This is a genomic window from Nocardia sp. NPDC050406, from assembly GCF_044459025.1.
Lineage (GTDB): Bacteria > Actinomycetota > Actinomycetes > Mycobacteriales > Mycobacteriaceae > Nocardia.
On the sequence record NZ_JBITIM010000001.1, the window covers coordinates 1,170,895 to 1,188,007 of the forward strand.

Here is a 17,113-nt window from a genome sequence, read left to right on the forward strand (position 1 = left end):
CCATAAAGAAGCCTGAACAGGTTCGATCTCCTGCGCGACGACCGCGCGACGACCGCGTCGAGGACAGCACACTCGAAGCGATCACGCGGGGCCGCGAAAGTCCCGCCCGCCGCCCGCCTCGGCCGCTATTGTCCGATCATGAGGCGCACGCGTACCTGGAGCGGCGCTACCGCCGCCGCACTGCTCCTGCTCGGATTGGTCACCGCCTGTACGTCGAGTTCCGACGAGGCGGGCGGCACCTGTGTGACGGCCGACAACGGCACGCCGCTCACGGCCGCGACCACGCCGGGCGGCGGCCCGACCACCACCAATCTGAGCCTGCGTCCGGAGATCGCCAGCGGCTACCGCACCGGTATGACGCCGGTGCGCACCAAGACTTTCGCCGTCTCCACCGCCAATCCGCTCGCCACCGACGCGGCGTGCGAGGTGTTGCGCGACGGCGGCACCGCGGCCGACGCGCTCATCGTGGCGCAGACGGTGTTGGGTCTGGTGGAGCCGCAGGCCTCGGGCATCGGCGGCGGTGCGTTCCTGCTCTATTACGACGCCGCCACCAAGGCCGTCGACGCCTACGACGGCCGCGAGACCGCACCCGCGGCGGCGACACAGAACTATCTGCAGTGGGTCAGCGATACCGACCGCACCGAACCGCAGCCGAACGCGCGCGCCAGCGGTCGCTCCATCGGCACGCCCGGGGTGGTGCGCATGCTCGAGCTCGCGCACCGTGAACACGGTAAGCAGGGCTGGCGTGATCTGTTCGGTCCGGCGATCAGCCTGGCCGACCAGGGCTTCTCCATCAGCCCGCGGCTGGCGGGCCAGATCGCGGAATCCGCCAAGGATCTCGCGCGTGACGAGGCCGCCAAGGCGTACTTCCTGCAGCCCGACGGCAGCCCGAAACCCGAGGGCACGAACCTCACCAACCCGGCGATGTCCAAGACGCTCAACGCCATTGCCACCGATGGCGCGAACGCCTTCTACACCGGGGCCATCGCCGCCGATATCGTCGACGCCACCGCCGACACCACCGGCGGGCGCACGCCCGGGCTCATGTCCCTCGCCGATCTGGCGGGCTATCAGCCGAAGAAGCGGACCGTGCTGTGCACGCCCTACCGCGAGCACACCATCTGCGGTTTCCCCAATCCCTCCTCGGGCGGCATCACGGTCGCCGCTACCTTGGGGATCCTCGCGAATTTCGATCTCGCCGCTATGAAGCCCGACAATCTGGGCGGCGGGGGCGACGCGGCCCTCGACGGCGGCAAGCCGAAAGCCGAAGCGGTACACCTGATCTCCGAGGCGGAGCGGCTGGCGTACGCCGACCGCGACAAGTACATCGCCGACTCCGACTTCATCCCGCTGCCCGGCAATTCACCGCAGACCCTGGTGAACCCCGATTACCTCAAACAGCGCGCGGCCCTGATCGATCCCAACCGCAGCATGGGCACCGCCCAACCCGGCGACTTCGGCCCCGTGCCCCTCGGCACCGGCCCCCAGCCGCCGGAGCACGGCACCAGCCACATCTCCATCATCGATCAGTACGGCAATGCCGCGGCCATGACCACCACGGTCGAATCCGCTTTCGGCTCTTTCAATCTGGTGGACGGGTTCCTGCTCAACAATCAGCTCACCGACTTCGCCGCGAACCCCATCGGCAAGGACGGCCTCCCCGTCGCCAACCGCATCGACCCCGGCAAGCGCCCCCGCAGTTCGATGAGCCCCACCCTGGTCTTCGACCGCAATCCCGATGGCAGCCTGGGCCAACTCACCCATGTCACCGGCTCCCCCGGCGGCTCGCTCATCATCCAGTTCGTCGTCAAAACCCTTGTCGGCATGCTCGATTGGGGCTTGGACCCGCAACAAGCGGTCTCCGCGGTGGATTTCGGCGCGGGCAACAACCCCACCACCAATGTCGGCGACGAACACCCCGCCATCAGCGGCGACACCGACCCCCTGGTGAAACGCCTACAGGAGTTGGGCCATCAGGTGTCGGTGACGCCGCAATCCAGCGGACTGTCGGCGCTCACCCGCGACGGTACGGGGTGGATCGGAGGGGCGGACCCCCGGCGTGAAGGGGCGGTGATGGGTGACAACCGGTGACGGGTTGGCCTGAGCGGTCGAAAATCGCGCGTTCACGGCGGATTTCGCCGTCGTAGGCCGATGTTCGACCGCTCAGGCCTAATCCTCAACCCCCAGCCACCAGAGCCACGATATCCTCGGTCCGCACCACCTGCCCCCGCGCTCCCCAATTACCCTCGGGCACTTCATTGATGTGCACCCACGCGGCGGCCGCGTCGGTGAAACGTGCCGGTTCCTCGTCGGCGTCGGCGAGCACCTTCGTCACCCGCCGGACGATGTCGGCACGTTTGTCGTCGTTCATCGACCCGGCGGGGACGCCAACTCGCACAACGTATTTCGGCTTCTCACCGACCGGTAGCCGACGGCCGCCGACGAACCAGGCGTCGACCTCGTTCACCACCAGCCAGGAGATCGACCGGGCCATCTCGGTATCCGGCGCGCCTTCGGCGAGCATGACCTCCGAGACCAGTCGGCCACCGATCTCCTCGCGGGCCTCCTCGTTCAGCGAACCCTTGGGGACGAACAACTCTACGAACGGCATTGGTTAGTCCTTTCATTGAACTCTTCCCTCTGGAACCGTACGCCCGGTGGGTTCAATCAATCAACCCTCTACACTGAGAGCCATGCACAGGACCAGCTTCGCGGAGATGCACTGCTCGATCGGGCAGTCCCTGGAACGCGTCGGGGAGTGGTGGTCGCCGCTGATCGTGCGGGATATCTACCTCGGCCTGCACCGGTTCGACGACATCGCGGAGAACCTCGGCATCTCCCGTAATCTGCTGACGCGCCGGTTCGAGACGCTGATCGGCGACGGAATCGTGGAGCGCCGCGTCTACCAGGAGCGGCCGCCGCGGTACGAGTATCACCTCACCGAGGCCGGGCGGGAGTTGGTGCCCGTGCTCATGGCGCTGATGGCGTGGGGAGACAAGTGGGCGACGCCGCCGGGCGGGCCGCCGGTTCGCTTGGTGCACAACGAGTGTGGGGAGAGCTTCACCCCACGTGTCTGCTGTTCGGAATGCGGGAAACCGGTCGACGCGACCACCGTGACGGCACTGCGCGGCCCCGGGGCGGCCTCCGGGCCGGGCACCCGAGTGCTGGCCCGCCGCGACGATTCCGCCTACGGCCGTGACGATTCAGCCCACGGCGGGCGCGATTCAGCCCACGGCGGGCCGGAGTGAGTCAGTCGCCCTGCGCGGCGGTGTACTTCGCGCCGAGTTCGCGGAAGCGGTCCATGGCCTCGGCGGCGTAGAGGCCGTCATTGGCCCGGAAGGCGAGCATGGGGACGTATTCGTCGCCGACGAGTTCCAGGCGGGCCCAGGACTTCTTGTCGAGGAAGGACACACCGCGAATGTCCTTCCACTGGAATTCGTTGTCGCCGAAGATATTTCGGACGACGACACCATTCGGGCCGACGCGCACCCGGGGGCGAGTCAACAGCAGGACGCCGCCCGCGAGGACCAGGCCGATGCCGATCACGGCGATCTGATCCGCGAGACGGAAATTGACGCCGGTGGAGCCGGTGCGCATGAGAATGCCGCCGACGATGAAGAATACGGCCAGCCCGGCGGCGACCACGCGGGCGATGAGCACCGAGCGGCGGGGGCGGACCTCGAGATCCCAAGCGGCACTGTGCTGTTGGCGCGGCGACTCCTCGCCGCGCCGCCAGATCCGTACGACCGGCATCGCTCAGACGGTCTGACGCAGGGCGCGCAGGGTGAGCGCGGCGTCCAGGGCGGCGGCCGAGGCCTGCTCGCCCTTGTTCTCCGACGAGCCCGGCAGCCCGGAACGGTCGAGGGCCTGCTGTTCGGTGTTCACCGTGAGCACGCCATTGGTCACCGGGGTGCTCTCGTCGAGCGACACCCGGGTCAGCCCGGCGGTCACCGCATCGCACACGTACTCGAAATGCGGTGTCTCGCCACGGATCACGACACCGAGCGCGACCACCGCGTCATGTCCGCGAGCCAGCGCCTGGGCCACCACGGGCAGCTCCATCGCACCCGCGCAGCGCACCACGGTGATCTCGGCGACCCCGGCCTCGCGCGCGGTCCGCTCCGCGTGCGCGACCAACGCGTCGCAGATCTCGGTGTGCCAGCGCGAGGCGACAATGGCCAGCTTCAGATCCTTGGCATCCGACAGCTCGAATGTCGGAACCCCGGCTCCACTCAACGGTTCTCCACCTCTCGGTATCGCGAACTTCGACGGCTACTGCGCGGTCTCGCCCAGATCCAGATCGTCCAGGCCGACCAGATCGTGGCCCATGCGGTCGCGCTTGGTGCGCAGGTACCGCAGATTGTGCTGATTCGGGCGCACCGGCATGGCCACGCGCTCGGCGATGGTCAGACCGTAGCCCTCGAGCCCGGCCCGCTTGGTCGGATTGTTGGTGAGCAGCCGCATCGAGGTGATGCCGAGATCGGCGAGAATCTGCGCGCCGGTGCCGTAGTCGCGGGCATCGGCGGGCAGGCCTTGGTCGAGATTGGCGTCGACGGTGTCGAGCTGCTTCTCGTCCTGGATCTGATACGCCTGCAACTTGTGCATGAGTCCGATGCCGCGGCCCTCGTGTCCGCGCATGTACAGCACCACGCCGCGGCCCTCCTCGGCCACGATCTTGATGGCGGCATCCAGCTGCGGTCCGCAATCGCAGCGCAGCGAACCGAACACATCGCCGGTGAGGCATTCGGAGTGCACGCGCACCAGCACGTCCTCGCCCTTGCCATTGGCACCCGGAATATCGCCGAGCACCAGCGCCACATGTTCGGTGTCGTCGTACTCGCTCTTGTAGCCGATGGCGCGGAAGTCGCCGTACTCGGTGGGGATGCGGGCCTCGGCCACGCGTTCCACATGCTTCTCGTGCCGCCGCCGCCAGGCGATCATGTCGGCGATGGAGATGAGCGCCAGATCGTGTTCGTCGGCGAAGATGCGCAGCTCCTCGGTGCGCGCCATATCGCCCTCGTTCTTCTGCGACACGATCTCGCAGATGACGCCCGCCGGGCTGAGACCGGCCATGCGCGACAGATCGACCGCGGCCTCGGTGTGGCCGGGGCGGCGCAGCACGCCACCGTCCTTGGCGCGCAACGGAACCACGTGCCCGGGGCGGGTGAGGTCGTTGGCGGTGGCCTGCGGATCGGCGAGCACCCGCATGGTGGTGGCGCGGTCGGCGGCCGAGATACCGGTGCTGATGCCCTCGCGGGCGTCCACGGACACGGTGTAGGCGGTGCCGTGCTTGTCCTGGTTGACCGCGTACATGGGCGGCAGGCCCAAGCGGTCGCAATCCTCGCCGGTGAGCGGGACGCAGATGTAACCGGAGGTGTAGCGGATCATGAAGGCCACGAGTTCCGGTGTGGCTTTCTCCGCCGCGAAGATGAGGTCGCCCTCGTTCTCCCGGCCCTCGTCGTCGACGACGACGACCGCCTTACCCGCGGCGATGTCGGCGACTGCGCGCTCGATGGTGTCGAACCTGGTCACGTCTGCTGTGCTCCATCTCGATTAGGTGCCTCATAACAGTAAGGCAGCCGTGGTGTCCGATTTGCGTCGCCTCTGGTTCGGCGGCGTCGCGCTCAGCCGCGCTGGACCAGTCGTTCGACGTACTTGGCGATGATGTCCACCTCGAGATTCACGGTCGTCCCGGCCGGGGCGGTGCCGAGGGTGGTGAGTTCGCGGGTGGTCGGAATGAGGGAAACCTCGAACCAGTCGGTACTGCCATCGGCCGCGGCGGTCTCCGCGACCCCGATGGCCGAGACGGTCAGCGAGATGCCGTCGACGGTGATGGAGCCCTTCTCGACGACGTAGCGGGCGAGGCTGTCGGGCAACGAGATTCGCACGACCTCCCAGTTCTCCTGGGGATCGCGGGAGAGGATGGTGCCGGTCCCGTCGACGTGGCCCTGCACGATATGTCCGCCGAGGCGGCTGTTGACGGCGGCGGCGCGTTCCAGGTTCACCCGGGATCCGAGGCCGAGCCCGCCGATGCTGGAACGTTCGAGCGTCTCGCCCATGACGTCCACCGTGAAGGTGTCGCCCTCGACGACCTTGTCCACGACGGTCAGGCAGACGCCGTTCACCGCGATGGAGTCGCCGTGCCCGGCATCGGAGGTCACCGTCGGGCCGCGCACCGTGATTCGGGCCGCGTCCGCCAACTTGTCGATGGCCACGATCTCGCCGAGCTCCTCGACGATCCCTGTGAACATGCCGTTCCCTCTCCTGTTACCCGTCGCCCGCGAACCGGGCCGTCCGCTTGCGCCAACAGCCCAGGCCGCCGACTGATTCCCAACGGCGGGCGGTGTCGCCCTCCAGCGTAACGACGGCCGGTCGTAGGCGACACGCGGCCTTGTTCACGGGAGCGTTCGAGACCGGAGGTAGCCGAGTAACGGACGAAGCGGACCAATAGCAAGGAATTGGACAAAATTGCCCAAGGATTTCAATTGAAATACGAGGATTTCTCGTCTGGTCGAATTGTCCACCCCACGGCAGAAGCGCGTTGTTACCCCGATCGCGACTCACTTACACCAAAATGTTGCGCGGCGGCGAAAATGGACGCAAGATTGTTATGAATCGTTTCCACCACCTCCGGCCGCCACGGCCGCCGGTGATCAGCACAGCACGACGAACCTCAGAAAGGTTGGGCCCCGCGCGGGCCGGATCCAGGTGGACAACAACACAATTGGGAGTGCGGCGTGACTACGTTCCTCGATTCGACACTCGAAGCTCGTTGCGTCCGTTACCGCCGCGAATTTCATCTGCCGTCATCGATCGACCCGACGTCGCAACATATCCTGCTCGAAATCGGCAACCGTTACGGTGCGATCACGATGCCCACCGAACTCGGCGAACGCGTCCAGCGACGGCTGGCGCAGGCCGATCTCGCCGGGCCGGTCGTCGACCACCCCCGGGCGCGGCGCTGGACCTTCATCACCGGCCCCGCCCGCCCCGACACCCTCACCACCTCCGTCTCGGCGGCGCTGTTCCGGCTGTACGCCACCGTCGCGGGCGCGGGCGCGCAGGTCGTGCTCCCGTCCGCCGATGACGAACGGACGGGATATCGCACCTGGGTCCACGCGCCGGGAACCGCCAAGACGGTGCCGCCGCTGGAGGCGGTGGTCGAGGCCGTGCGCTACTCGGCCGCGGTCTCCACCGCGACGACCTTCTGACGCAGGGTCTCCACGGTCGCCGCCGGGTCCGACGTTCCGTACACCGCGGATCCGGCGACGAAACAATCCACGCCCGCCTCGGCGGCCTGTTCGATGGTGTCCATATTGATGCCGCCGTCGATCTCCACCACCAGGCGCAATTCCCCGGCGTCCACGAGATTGCGTACCACACGGGCTTTTTCGAGCACGTGCGGAATGAAGGACTGCCCGCCGAAACCGGGCTCGACACTCATGACGAGCAGCGTGTCGAACTCCTTCAGGATCTCGAGGTAGGGCTCGATCGGCGTATTGGGCTTGACGGAGAGCCCGGCCTTGGCCCCCGCCGCGCGGATGTCCCGCGCCACCGCGATCGGATTGTCGGTTGTCTCGGCGTGGAAGGTGACGTTGTACGCGCCCGCCTCCGCGTAGCCCGGGGCCCACCGTTCCGGGTTCTCGATCATGAGATGGCAGTCCACCGGGATGTCGGTGACCTTCAAAATGCTCTGTACCACCGGCAATCCCAGCGTGAGATTGGGCACGAAGTGGTTGTCCATCACATCGACGTGCACCCAGTCGGAGCCTTCGATGGCCTTCAGCTCCGCGGCGAGGTTCGCGAAGTCGGCGGAGAGGATGGACGGGGCGATCATCGGGGCGGGCCGATGGAAGGAAGTGGTGGAGGTGCACACAGGGCGCAGTGTAGCGGCAGGGTATCAGTCGACTCGCGGAGGCCGAACACGGCGATTGGGCTGATTGCGATGGCTGCGAATGGGTAGCCTCTTACAGGTGATCAACATTTCGGCGGAACAAGGTTTGCGCGCGACCCCGGTCGAGATAGGTGTCGCCGCCTCGGTCTCACAGTTGCCCATCGTGCGCGGACTGGCCGAAACACTGGTGCTGCTCAGCGATTTCACGCTCGACGAGGTCGCCGACATCCGGCTGGCCGTGGACGAGGCGGCCTCGACGCTCATCGCCCTGGCGAAGCCGGATTCGACGCTGCAATGCCGCTTCACCGTCGGCGACTCCGAGTTGCTGGTGCAGGTGAACGGTGTGGCCGCGACACAGGGGATGCCGGATCAGCGCAGCTTCGGATGGCATGTGCTGCGCACCCTCTCCGATGACGTGACGGCGACCCAGGGCGAATTCGATCCGGCCATCTCCGGCTTCCCGACCACGGTGGAGTTCCGGCGGGTCCGGGGGAAGGCGTAGTGATCGGCGAGGACACCGTGTTCGAATCTCAGGAATCGCCGCACCCCGAGCCGCCCGAGGATCGGGGGGCCGATGCCGAGCCCACCGACGCCGATGCCGCCGCCGAGGCCGAGACCGCCGACGCGGCAGAGGATCTCGAGGCCGAGGAGGTCGAAGAGGTCACCCGCGCCGTCTCCGGCTACGACGATGTGACGGCGCTGTTCGAGGAGTTGGCCGCCACCTCGGAGAGTTCGCCGCGCCGCCCGGTGGTGCGCGCGGAGCTGATCAATCGCTGTATTCCGTTGGCCGATCACATCGCTCGCAAATTCAGCGGGCGCGGTGAGCCGTTCGACGACCTCACCCAGGTGGCGCGCGTCGGGCTGGTGCACGCGGTGGATCGCTTCGACATCACCCGCGGCTCCAACTTCCTGTCCTTCGCGGTGCCGACCATCATGGGCGAGGTGCGCCGCTACTTCCGCGACAACACCTGGGCGATGCGGGTTCCCCGGCGCGTCAAGGAAACCCATCTGCGGATCGGTTCGGCCATCGACGCGCTCTCCCAACAGTTGGGCCGCTCCCCCACCGCCAAGGAGATCGCCGCCGAACTCGGTATCGATCCGGACGAGGTGACCCAGGCCGTCATCGCCGGAAACGCCTACCAGCCCAGCTCCATCGACGCCGTATCGGTGGGCCGCGACACCGAGGCATCGCTGCTGGACACCCTGGGCGAAGAGGAATCCCAGTTCGACCGGGTCGAGGAGTACGTCGCCATTCGCCCGCTGCTGGCCGGGCTGCCCGAACGCGAGCGCCGCATTCTCACCATGCGCTTCTTCGAATCCATGACGCAGACCCAGATCGCGCAGCAGATGGGTATTTCGCAGATGCACGTCTCCCGCATCCTGGCGAAAACCCTTGCGCGCCTGCGGGAGCAATCGGCTCGGGAGTGAATCCCGGCGCGGCGAGGGCGCCGAATCGGTTACCGTAGGGCTGTCGTCTCAGCACAGGTATGACCGTGAGCAATCGCCCCGACCGACACATCGTGGACGCAATCGACCGGCTGGTGGATGAGCAGTTGGCCGACGGTGAGCCGTGCGGCGGATACGACTACGGCGATCCGGGATTTCCCATGTGCCCCAATCCGTGGTGCGGGGAGGAGTGGCACGGGCTGCCGATCACCGCGCGCATGGCCGAGATGCGCTGGCACGGAGCCCTGGATCCCGGGTACCGGTACCACGCCGACGATTCGGTGGTGCTCTGTCCCGGATCGGCGTTCGAGGGCGAATTTCGCGCTCCGGTACCGAGGACGCGGCGGACGCGCCGCGGTCCGAGGCCACAGTGGTGGTGCTGTTTCCACGCCCACGATTTGGCGATCGAAGTCGAGGGCGAGGTGCCCTCGCCCGCGCGGGTGGCGGTCAACGGCGAGGATATCGAACTCGCCCCCGACGGCGACGGCATCAGCGCCTATGTGCGCTACGAGACGGCCGAGAGCGGTGGCGCCGCACGGGCGCGGTGGATCGTGTTGCGCGCCGTGCGGCCGCCGCGCACGGGCGTGTGGGTGAACTGGCGGCCGTATCATCCGGAGTAGTCGCGCCGACCGTCAGAGTTCGGCGAGGACCAGGTCCGGGGCGTCGAAAGACGCTTCCGCCGTGCAGGTTCCGTCCGGAGCCCAGATGGCGCTGCCGCCGCAGGCGTCGTAGGTGCCCGCGCGGCCGTTGTGGTTGGCCAGTACGACGTGCATGTCGTGTTCCTTGGCGAGGGTGGGGAACAGGGTCGAACGCTCGTGTGCGCCGGTGGTTTTGCCGTAGAGCGAGCTCGCGACGAGGACGCGGCAGCCGTCGGCGGCGGCGCGGGCTGCCAGCTCCGGGGCGTGGGCGTCGGCGCAGACGGCGATGCCGAATCGGGTGTCGTCCACGGTGAATCGGCCGTCGGAGAAGCCGGGGACGAAACCCGCGGCGCGCTCGGTGTCGGTGACGTGGAGTTTGTCGTAGCGGGTGAGGACAGTGCCCTCGGGGCCGATGACGAAGGCGCTGATGGTGGCCGTATCGTGCGCGGCGCGGCCGGGGCAGCCGATGAGGGCGGCGACCTCGGCCTCGCGGCAGGCGGTGCGAAGGACGGTCAGGCGCGGGTCACCGGCCGTGAGGACGTACTGGCTCGGGTCGCGCAGGATGGCGTCGAGTTCGTAGCCGGTGAGCGAGAGTTCCGGGAAGATCACGACGCGCGCGCCGCGCGCACCCGCCTCGCGGATGAGGGTGGCCATGGTGTCGGCATTGGCTGGAATGTCCAGCGGCCGGGCGGTGAACTGTGCTGCGGCGACGATCATTCCGCCATCATTGCCGATGGCGGGCCGTTCGGTGAAACGAAATCGGGCTGACACGAAAAGGCCCGGCCGACGATTCGGCCGGGCCCCTTCGGGGTTACAGCGGTTTGCGCAGCGCCGCCAGGAACATGGCGTCGGTGCCGTGGCGGTGCGGCCACAGCTGCGCGCCGGGGCCGTCGCCGGTGTCGGGGACGCCCGGGAGCAGCTCACGGGTGTCCAGTGCGATGGCACCGGTCCGGCGGGCCACATCGGCGACGACCGACACGGTCTCCGGCAGATGCGGCGAGCAGGTCGAGTACACGACCACACCGCCCGGCCGCAGCAGATCCCATGCGGCGGTGAGCAATTCGCGTTGCAGGGTGACCAGCTCGCGAACGTCGGAGGGTTTGCGCCGCCAGCGGGCCTCCGGGCGGCGGCGCAGCGCGCCCAAGCCGGTGCAGGGCGCGTCGACCAGAATGCGGTCGTAGCCGGGTTCGAGGCCGGTGTCGCGGCCGTCGGTGACGTGAATGGTGACCGGCATATCGCTGGTGGCCTGGCGTACCAGTTCGGCGCGATGTTCGGCCGGTTCGACGGCGTCCACGTGGAAGCCGTCGATCTCCGCGAGCGCGCCCAGCAGCGCGGTCTTGCCGCCGGGTCCGGCGCACAGATCCAGCCAGCGGCCGCCGTCCGGGCCGTCGAGCGGTGCGCGAGTCACGGCCAGGGCCACCAGCTGGCTGCCCTCGTCCTGTACGGCGGCCATGCGGTCGCGCACCGGCTCCAGCTTGCCCGGATCGCCGCCGTCGAGATACACGGCATAGGGCGACCAGCGCCCTTCCTCGCCGCCGGTCACCAAAGCCAGTTCCTCGGCGGAGATCTCACCCGGCCGCGCCACCAGATGCACCAGCGGCCGTGCGTCGTCGGCCGCGAGCACGTCGCGCAGCTCCCCTGCCCGCGCCCCGAGGGCGTCCGCGAAGGCCTGCGCGATCCACGCGGGATGCGCGAACTCGAAAGCCAAGTGCCCCAACGGATCCTTGGGCGCGAGCGCCGCCACCCACTCCTCGGTACTCTTCTCCGCCGCCCGCCGCAGCACGGCATTCACGAACCCGGCCTTACCCTGCCCGAATTCGGCGCGCGCCAAATCGACCGACGTGTCCACCGCCGCATGCGCCCCGATCCGGGTCCGCAACAGCTGATACACGCCCAGCCGCAAAACATCCAACAGCGGCCCGTCGATCTCCTCCACCGGCCGCCCCGCACACGAGGCGATCACCGCGTCGAGAAGCCCCTGCGACCGACAGGCCCCATAGGTGAGCTCTGTAGCCAACGCCGCATCCCGCCCGGAGATCTTCCGATCCCGCAACATCCCCGGCAGCACGAGGTTCGCATAAGCATCCCGCTCCCGCACGGCCCGCAACACATCCCGCGCGACGGCCCGCACGGGATCGCCACCCTGGCCACCCCCACGCCCTGTCTGACCCTTACCCCGCGTCGATCCCCCGTCCCGCCCTTGCATATCACCCTTGCGCGAACCGGATGCCCGCCCGGTGTTGTCATTACGCGGACCGGTGCGCCCCCGCGGCCCGGCCGACCCCGAGGATTCCGTGCCCTGACGTCGGTCACCGCCTCCCTCGGATCTCCGCTCAGCCCGGCTCACTGTGTCGTCACGCGACCAGTCCCCGCGTCGATCCGTACTCACGTCGCGACCACGAGTCGCCCCACCCGAGCGCTTGCCATCTCCGCGCCTCGAATCCCCAGCACGCGCGGAACTGCTTGCGCCACTGCGGCTTTCGCCACCCGTACCGCGCCCCCCAGGGCTTCGGCCACTAGCACTATCGTCGCGCGCCGCCCATGCGCCGCGCCGATCCGCGCCCGCGTCGCGGCCACGACCCGCACCGCCAGATCGGTTGCCATCTCCACGCGTTGAATCTCCGCCGCGTAGGGAGCCACTTGTGCCCCTGCGGCTTTCGCCACCCGCACCGCGCCCCCGATCGCCGCCACGGCTTTCACCGCTACCACTGCGGAGTGGGTTGCCGCCGCGGCCACCGGCACCGGCGTCGCGCGACCAGCCGTCACGTCGATCCGAACCCTCGCCGCGTCCGCGACTCGCGCCGCCCGTGCGGCTGGCGCTGCCGCGCTGGGAACTCACGCCGCGTGCGGAACCGGGCGCGCCGCCACGGTTTTCGCCGCTGCGGGCACCGCGCGGGGCGGACTTGCCGCCGTTGTTGTCCTCTCGCCCCCGCTCCGGGCGCGTCACTCGACCACCGCGCCCGGGGTCAGGCGTGCGCCGCGGGCCCAATCGAGGGCGTTCATCATCTTCTTGCCTTGTGGCTGGACCTGGTCCAGGCGGACCGCGGTGGTGGCGGTGCCGACGAAGACGCCCGTTTTGCGGACTTCGATGGCTTTCTCGGGGAGGACTTCCTCGACCATGTCCACGGGGCCCACTTTCAGGCGTTTGCCGTCCACCACGGTCCACGCGCCGGGGGCGGGGGTGACCGCGCGGATGCGGCGGTTGATGGCGAGAGCTGGCTGGTCCCAACGGATGTGACCGGCCTCGGGCTCCACCTTGGGGGCATACGAGATGCCGTCGAGGGATTGCGGGACGGCGTGCACGGTGCCGTCCTCGACGCCGTCGAGGGTGGTCTCCAGCAGGTGCGCGCCGCTGTCGGCGAGCCGCTCCAACAGGACACCGGCGGTGTCGGTGACGCGGATCTTCTCGGTCACCATGCCGAAGACGGGGCCGGTATCGAGTCCGGCCTCGATCTGGAAGGTCGACGCGCCGGTGATCTCGTCACCGGCGAGGATGGCCGACTGTACGGGGGCCGCGCCGCGCCAGGCGGGCAGCAGCGAGAAGTGCAGGTTGATCCAACCGTGCCGCGGGATATCGAGCACCGGCTGCGGCAGCAGCGCGCCATAGGCCACCACCGGACAGCAATCCGGCTCCAATTCCCGCAACTGCTCGATGAATTCGGGCTCCGACGGCCGCCGCGGCGTGAGCACCGGAATACCGTGTTCGTCGGCGAGCCGACCGATCGGCGACCGGGTCACCTTGCGACCGCGCCCCGCCACCGCGTCCGGCCGCGTCACCACCGCCACCACCTCGTGGCGCGCCGAGTCGATGAGCCGCCGCAGCGACGGCACGGCGGGTTCGGGCGTCCCCGCGAAGACCAAGCGCATCAGCGACCCCGCCCCTGTGCCGCGGCCCGCTTGCGCGCACCGATCTCGGAGGCGCGCAACACCGTGACACCCGCCGAGAACCACGCGGATTCGCGAATCACGCGCATCGCCTCCTTGCGGGTGGCCGGATCCAGGCGCTGCAGGAACAGCACCCCGTCCAAATGGTCGGTCTCGTGCTGCACGCACCGCGCCAGCAGCCCCTCGGCGCGGAATTCCACTGGCGCACCGTCCATATCGAACCCGCGCGCGTGCACGGTCAACGACCGCGTGACATCCTCGCGCACGCCCGGAATCGACAGGCAGCCCTCCGGCCCGGTCTGGGTCTGGTCACCGATGACCTCGTAGGTCGGATTGATCAAGTGCCCCTGCGCGTCCCCGGTGTCGTAGACGAACACGCGCAACCCCACCCCGATCTGCGGTGCGGCGATACCGACCCCGCCGCTTTCGTACATGGTGTCGGTCAGATCGGTGACCAGCTGGCGCACCTGCTGGTCGAACGTCTCCACCTCTACCGCGCGGGCGCGCAGGATCGGGTCGCCGAACAGGCGGACGGGCTGGATGGTCACGGGCGGCTCCCGGTCGAGGACAAATACGGTCGTCTCATTTTACGGATGCCCGGGAGCGCCCCGATCAGGAATGCGCCGCCAACACGACCTCGGCGATGCCGGTGCCGAGCGCGACCGGCGCGCACACCGGCGCGGTCGCGTGTTCCGGATCGAGCGTGTTCACCAACAGCTGGTGCACGAAAGGTTCGTAGACGGTGTGGAAATGGCCGGTCAGATTGGCCGGGCACAGATCCTGGATGGCCAGGTTGGTCGCGCCCGCACCGCGCACCGCGATGTTGTCGAAGGGCTGGATCATCTCATCCACCCGGCTGCCGATGGTGGTGTATCGCACACCGGGCACGGTATCGCCGCCCGCGTTGAGCGCCTCGATGAACGGCGATCCCGCCGCCTGCTGCACGGCCGCGGTCGAGGTGGCGAGTTCGAAGACGGTGAACAGTCCCGGCACGTAATTGGCGACCGGCACGATGCCGTACATGATGCCGCCGTAGGTGGGCGAGGCCAGCCCGACCCAGTGTCCGACCTTGGACGCACCGCCGAGCTTATTGATCCAGTACCGAGTGACGTTGGCCCCCTGGGAGAATCCCACCAGGTCGACCTGCCGCGCTCCGGTCGCGGCCAGCACGGCGTCCACGAAAGCGCCGATCTGCGCGGAGCTGGCCCAGATGTCCTCGGTGCCGAAGGATTCCTCGCCGGGCTTACCGCCGTAGTTCAGCGCGAAGACGCAGAATCCGGCCCGCGCCAACACCGGGCCGATGGCGGCCCAATCGGAGTAGGCCGAGGAGTCGGTGCCGTGCGCCAGCACCACCGGGCGCGGATGGGCGGCGTCGGGTTCGCAGTCGAAGTCGTTGGTGCCCGCGGGTGCGGCGTTCGGATGCGTCTTCAGATAGCGGGCCGCGCCCAGATGATCGGTCTGCGGCGGTCCGTGGTCGACGGGTATGGAGATCCCGTCGACCACGGGCTGTGCCGTGGCGGTCGCGCCGTGCGGTGTCAGGGCCGCGCTCGCGACGACCGCCCACACCAATACCCCCGCCGTGGCGATGCTGCGCCAGCGGCTCCTCGTTTGTCCCGCGTCCCAACGACACACGGGCCCCAGTTGTGACATGCCACGATTTTCCCTGGTATGCCGCCGATTCGGGCATTGGTTGGGTGTGTTTCGCCGCCATTACTTTTCGGGTGTGTCGTCCTCGGCGAGGATGCGGTAGAGCGCCTTGCGCGCCTCCGTGAGCACCTCGACCGCCTTGGCCGCCTGCGCCGGGGTTCCGACCGCCGCGACCTGGGCGGCAGCACCCATGAGCTGGCCGACATGGCCGCGCAGATCCAGCGTCTGATCGCCGACGCCGTCCTTCACTTCCTGCCAGGGATCGCCCAATTCGTCGCGATGCTCAGTGACGTAAGCGGTACCGGATTCGGTGAGCTTGGCGGTCTTGCGACCCGACACCTTCTCGATGAGCACCAGCCCCTCGTCCTCGAGCTGTGCGAGCGCGGGGTAGATGGAGCCCGGGCTGGGCCGCCAGACATCCTGGCTGCGCTCGCGGATCTGCTGGATCAGCTCGTAGCCGTGCATCGGACGCTCCTGCAACAGCAGCAGGATGGCCGCGCGCACATCGCCGCGCCGACCACGCCCGCCGCGGCCGCGACCGCGACCGAAGTGCGGACCGCCGAAACCGGGGCCGAAGCCACCCGGACCGAAGCCGCCGGGCCCGAATTCCGGACCGAAACCGCGACCGTGGCCGTGGCGATGCGGGCCGTGCTCGCGCTCGCCACCGTGCGGGCCGCGACGCATCCGGGGATGTTCGGGACCGCGTTGCTGTTCGCGCCGCATGCGACGCCAGGGCCCGCGGGCCCCCTGAGTGTTGTCCATGTATTCCATGGTGTGCCTCCTTCAAGGCTTGTCGTTACTCTTTCCGCTATCGACGATATATCGGCAATGCATCTACGACAAGTGTGAGAGGGGACACGAACCGTCCGGTCGCTACTGGAAGCGGTGTCGAATGACCTCGGTCAGCGCATCGGGACGCTCGGCCGTCGGGACCGGCTCGACCCGATCGAAGGCACAGCCCAACGCCATCGCGCCGCCGTCGGCCTCCAGGGAATCGCCGATCATCAGCGCGCGATCGGGCGCGACGCCGAGACCGTCCAGGGCCGCGCGGAAGATGAGCGGATTCGGTTTCATGGCACCGACTTCGAAGGAGAGCGTGAAGTCGGCGACGTAGCGGTCCCAGCCGCGATGGACGAAGGCCGGGCGGATGTCGAAGGCGATATTGCTGACCACCGAGACCGGAATGCCATTGGCGTGCAAGGACTTCAGAACGCTGCCGGTATCCGGGTACGGGGTCCACGCGTCGGGGTCGACGAGCCGCTCGTAGAGGCGCACGGCCGATTTCTCGGGCACACCGGAGGCGTCGAGCACCTGAAGATAGGCGCGCCGGTGCAGCGCCGGGTCGAGATCGCGGTTGTCCCAGGCGTATTGGCCCTCGGGGTCGAAGCGCACGACCTGCCCGACCGGAGCGGTCATGCGCTGCATGATCTCGGTGACCTCGTGCGCGTCGAAGGCGCGGCCGTCACCGTCGGCCAGCTCCAGCGCGCGGAATTCGGACTCCTCGAGCCGGAACAGCGTGCCGGAGAAGTCGAAGAGCACAGCCTCGATCGCCATGCGGCCAGACTACCAACGCACCCGTCGCGACCGGTCGGAATCACCCCGC

General features: G+C 68.5%; 20 protein-coding genes. 6 read left to right on the top strand and 14 right to left on the bottom strand.

Features of this window, described 5'->3' with window-relative positions; all coding sequences use genetic code 11:
* Positions 1–138: 138 nt before the first annotated feature.
* Positions 139–2,091 carry a gamma-glutamyltransferase family protein gene (locus ACIBH2_RS05535; protein ID WP_397113782.1) on the top strand — a complete coding sequence of 651 codons (1,953 nt, stop codon included), beginning with the start codon at positions 139–141 and terminating at the stop codon, positions 2,089–2,091.
* A gap of 85 nt (positions 2,092–2,176) precedes the next feature.
* On the opposite strand, the gene ACIBH2_RS05540 is transcribed toward ACIBH2_RS05535, so the two are convergent.
* Positions 2,177–2,611 (bottom strand): 4-oxalocrotonate tautomerase family protein, encoded by a 435-nt coding sequence (locus ACIBH2_RS05540; protein WP_397113785.1) that lies wholly within the window; start codon positions 2,609–2,611, stop codon positions 2,177–2,179.
* A gap of 82 nt (positions 2,612–2,693) precedes the next feature.
* Between ACIBH2_RS05540 and ACIBH2_RS05545 the strand changes: the two genes are divergently transcribed.
* Positions 2,694–3,248, top strand: coding sequence for a winged helix-turn-helix transcriptional regulator (locus tag ACIBH2_RS05545; RefSeq protein WP_397113788.1), 555 nt, complete (start codon positions 2,694–2,696; stop codon positions 3,246–3,248).
* Between the two features lies 1 nt (position 3,249).
* Here ACIBH2_RS05545 and ACIBH2_RS05550 read toward each other — a convergent pair whose 3' ends face one another.
* From ACIBH2_RS05550 to ACIBH2_RS05565, 4 genes are all read right to left on the bottom strand, one after another.
* Positions 3,250–3,753 carry a PH domain-containing protein gene (locus ACIBH2_RS05550; protein ID WP_397113790.1) on the bottom strand — a complete coding sequence of 168 codons (504 nt, stop codon included), beginning with the start codon at positions 3,751–3,753 and terminating at the stop codon, positions 3,250–3,252.
* Positions 3,754–3,756: 3 nt separating this feature from the next.
* On the bottom strand, positions 3,757–4,236 hold the full coding sequence (gene ribH, locus ACIBH2_RS05555; RefSeq protein WP_397113793.1) for a 6,7-dimethyl-8-ribityllumazine synthase: 480 nt from the start codon (positions 4,234–4,236) through the stop codon (positions 3,757–3,759).
* A gap of 36 nt (positions 4,237–4,272) precedes the next feature.
* A complete protein-coding gene (locus tag ACIBH2_RS05560) occupies positions 4,273–5,532 on the bottom strand; it encodes a bifunctional 3,4-dihydroxy-2-butanone-4-phosphate synthase/GTP cyclohydrolase II (protein ID WP_397113795.1) in 1,260 nt (419 codons plus the stop codon).
* Between the two features lie 92 nt (positions 5,533–5,624).
* Entirely contained in the window at positions 5,625–6,251 is a 627-nt protein-coding gene (locus tag ACIBH2_RS05565; protein WP_397113797.1) for a riboflavin synthase, read from the bottom strand.
* Between the two features lie 621 nt (positions 6,252–6,872).
* On the opposite strand from ACIBH2_RS05565, the gene ACIBH2_RS05570 reads away from it, so the two are divergent.
* Complete coding sequence (locus ACIBH2_RS05570) at positions 6,873–7,211, top strand: hypothetical protein (protein WP_397113799.1); 339 nt, start codon at positions 6,873–6,875, stop codon at positions 7,209–7,211.
* Here the strand turns inward: ACIBH2_RS05570 and rpe are convergent.
* Positions 7,175–7,837, bottom strand: coding sequence for a ribulose-phosphate 3-epimerase (gene rpe / locus ACIBH2_RS05575; RefSeq protein ID WP_397116822.1), 663 nt, complete (start codon positions 7,835–7,837; stop codon positions 7,175–7,177). The two genes, ACIBH2_RS05570 and rpe, sit on opposite strands and share 37 nt — an antisense overlap.
* A 136-nt stretch (positions 7,838–7,973) precedes the next feature.
* On the opposite strand from rpe, the gene ACIBH2_RS05580 reads away from it, so the two are divergent.
* From ACIBH2_RS05580 to ACIBH2_RS05590, 3 genes are all read left to right on the top strand, one after another.
* On the top strand, positions 7,974–8,396 hold the full coding sequence (locus tag ACIBH2_RS05580) for an anti-sigma factor (RefSeq protein ID WP_397113801.1): 423 nt from the start codon (positions 7,974–7,976) through the stop codon (positions 8,394–8,396).
* Entirely contained in the window at positions 8,396–9,322 is a 927-nt protein-coding gene (locus ACIBH2_RS05585) for a SigB/SigF/SigG family RNA polymerase sigma factor (protein WP_397113803.1), read from the top strand. Before ACIBH2_RS05580 ends, ACIBH2_RS05585 begins: the two co-directional genes overlap by 1 nt.
* Positions 9,323–9,387: 65 nt before the next feature.
* Positions 9,388–9,960 (top strand): hypothetical protein, encoded by a 573-nt coding sequence (locus tag ACIBH2_RS05590; RefSeq protein ID WP_397113806.1) that lies wholly within the window; start codon positions 9,388–9,390, stop codon positions 9,958–9,960.
* 12 nt (positions 9,961–9,972) lie between these two features.
* On the opposite strand, the gene ACIBH2_RS05595 is transcribed toward ACIBH2_RS05590, so the two are convergent.
* The 8 genes from ACIBH2_RS05595 to ACIBH2_RS05630 all read right to left on the bottom strand — a co-directional run bounded on the left by ACIBH2_RS05595 (position 9,973) and on the right by ACIBH2_RS05630 (position 17,064).
* Positions 9,973–10,695, bottom strand: a complete 723-nt coding sequence (locus tag ACIBH2_RS05595; RefSeq protein ID WP_397113808.1) for a carbon-nitrogen hydrolase family protein — start codon at positions 10,693–10,695, stop codon at positions 9,973–9,975.
* Between the two features lie 94 nt (positions 10,696–10,789).
* Positions 10,790–12,184: an RsmB/NOP family class I SAM-dependent RNA methyltransferase gene (locus ACIBH2_RS05600; protein ID WP_397113810.1), complete on the bottom strand. Its 1,395-nt coding sequence runs from the start codon at positions 12,182–12,184 to the stop codon at positions 10,790–10,792.
* Between the two features lie 179 nt (positions 12,185–12,363).
* A complete protein-coding gene (locus tag ACIBH2_RS05605) occupies positions 12,364–12,744 on the bottom strand; it encodes a hypothetical protein (RefSeq protein ID WP_397113812.1) in 381 nt (126 codons plus the stop codon).
* Between the two features lie 177 nt (positions 12,745–12,921).
* A complete protein-coding gene (gene fmt / locus ACIBH2_RS05610; RefSeq protein WP_397113814.1) occupies positions 12,922–13,845 on the bottom strand; it encodes a methionyl-tRNA formyltransferase in 924 nt (307 codons plus the stop codon).
* A complete protein-coding gene (gene def, locus ACIBH2_RS05615; RefSeq protein WP_397113816.1) occupies positions 13,845–14,411 on the bottom strand; it encodes a peptide deformylase in 567 nt (188 codons plus the stop codon). Before def ends, fmt begins: the two co-directional genes overlap by 1 nt.
* Before the next feature lie 64 nt (positions 14,412–14,475).
* Positions 14,476–15,513, bottom strand: a complete 1,038-nt coding sequence (locus tag ACIBH2_RS05620) for an esterase/lipase family protein (protein ID WP_397113818.1) — start codon at positions 15,511–15,513, stop codon at positions 14,476–14,478.
* 60 nt (positions 15,514–15,573) lie between these two features.
* Complete coding sequence (locus ACIBH2_RS05625; RefSeq protein ID WP_397116824.1) at positions 15,574–16,233, bottom strand: PadR family transcriptional regulator; 660 nt, start codon at positions 16,231–16,233, stop codon at positions 15,574–15,576.
* Between the two features lie 150 nt (positions 16,234–16,383).
* Positions 16,384–17,064: an HAD family hydrolase gene (locus tag ACIBH2_RS05630; RefSeq protein ID WP_397113820.1), complete on the bottom strand. Its 681-nt coding sequence runs from the start codon at positions 17,062–17,064 to the stop codon at positions 16,384–16,386.
* Positions 17,065–17,113: the final 49 nt, after the last annotated feature.

Excerpts from the sequence above, each read along its gene's own strand:
- ACIBH2_RS05535 (WP_397113782.1), top strand. The coding sequence starts at position 139 with ATGAGGCGCACGCGTACCTGGAGCGGCGCTACCGCCGCCGCACTGCTC.
- ACIBH2_RS05540 (WP_397113785.1), bottom strand. The coding sequence starts at position 2,611 with ATGCCGTTCGTAGAGTTGTTCGTCCCCAAGGGTTCGCTGAACGAGGAG.
- ACIBH2_RS05545 (WP_397113788.1), top strand. The coding sequence starts at position 2,694 with ATGCACAGGACCAGCTTCGCGGAGATGCACTGCTCGATCGGGCAGTCC.
- ACIBH2_RS05550 (WP_397113790.1), bottom strand. The coding sequence starts at position 3,753 with ATGCCGGTCGTACGGATCTGGCGGCGCGGCGAGGAGTCGCCGCGCCAA.
- ACIBH2_RS05565 (WP_397113797.1), bottom strand. The coding sequence starts at position 6,251 with ATGTTCACAGGGATCGTCGAGGAGCTCGGCGAGATCGTGGCCATCGAC.
- ACIBH2_RS05570 (WP_397113799.1), top strand. The coding sequence starts at position 6,873 with ATGCCCACCGAACTCGGCGAACGCGTCCAGCGACGGCTGGCGCAGGCC.
- rpe (WP_397116822.1), bottom strand. The coding sequence starts at position 7,837 with ATGATCGCCCCGTCCATCCTCTCCGCCGACTTCGCGAACCTCGCCGCG.
- ACIBH2_RS05595 (WP_397113808.1), bottom strand. The coding sequence starts at position 10,695 with ATGATCGTCGCCGCAGCACAGTTCACCGCCCGGCCGCTGGACATTCCA.
- ACIBH2_RS05600 (WP_397113810.1), bottom strand. The coding sequence starts at position 12,184 with ATGCAAGGGCGGGACGGGGGATCGACGCGGGGTAAGGGTCAGACAGGG.
- fmt (WP_397113814.1), bottom strand. The coding sequence starts at position 13,845 with ATGCGCTTGGTCTTCGCGGGGACGCCCGAACCCGCCGTGCCGTCGCTG.
- ACIBH2_RS05620 (WP_397113818.1), bottom strand. The coding sequence starts at position 15,513 with ATGTCACAACTGGGGCCCGTGTGTCGTTGGGACGCGGGACAAACGAGG.
- ACIBH2_RS05625 (WP_397116824.1), bottom strand. The coding sequence starts at position 16,233 with ATGCGGCGCGAACAGCAACGCGGTCCCGAACATCCCCGGATGCGTCGC.
- ACIBH2_RS05630 (WP_397113820.1), bottom strand. The coding sequence starts at position 17,064 with ATGGCGATCGAGGCTGTGCTCTTCGACTTCTCCGGCACGCTGTTCCGG.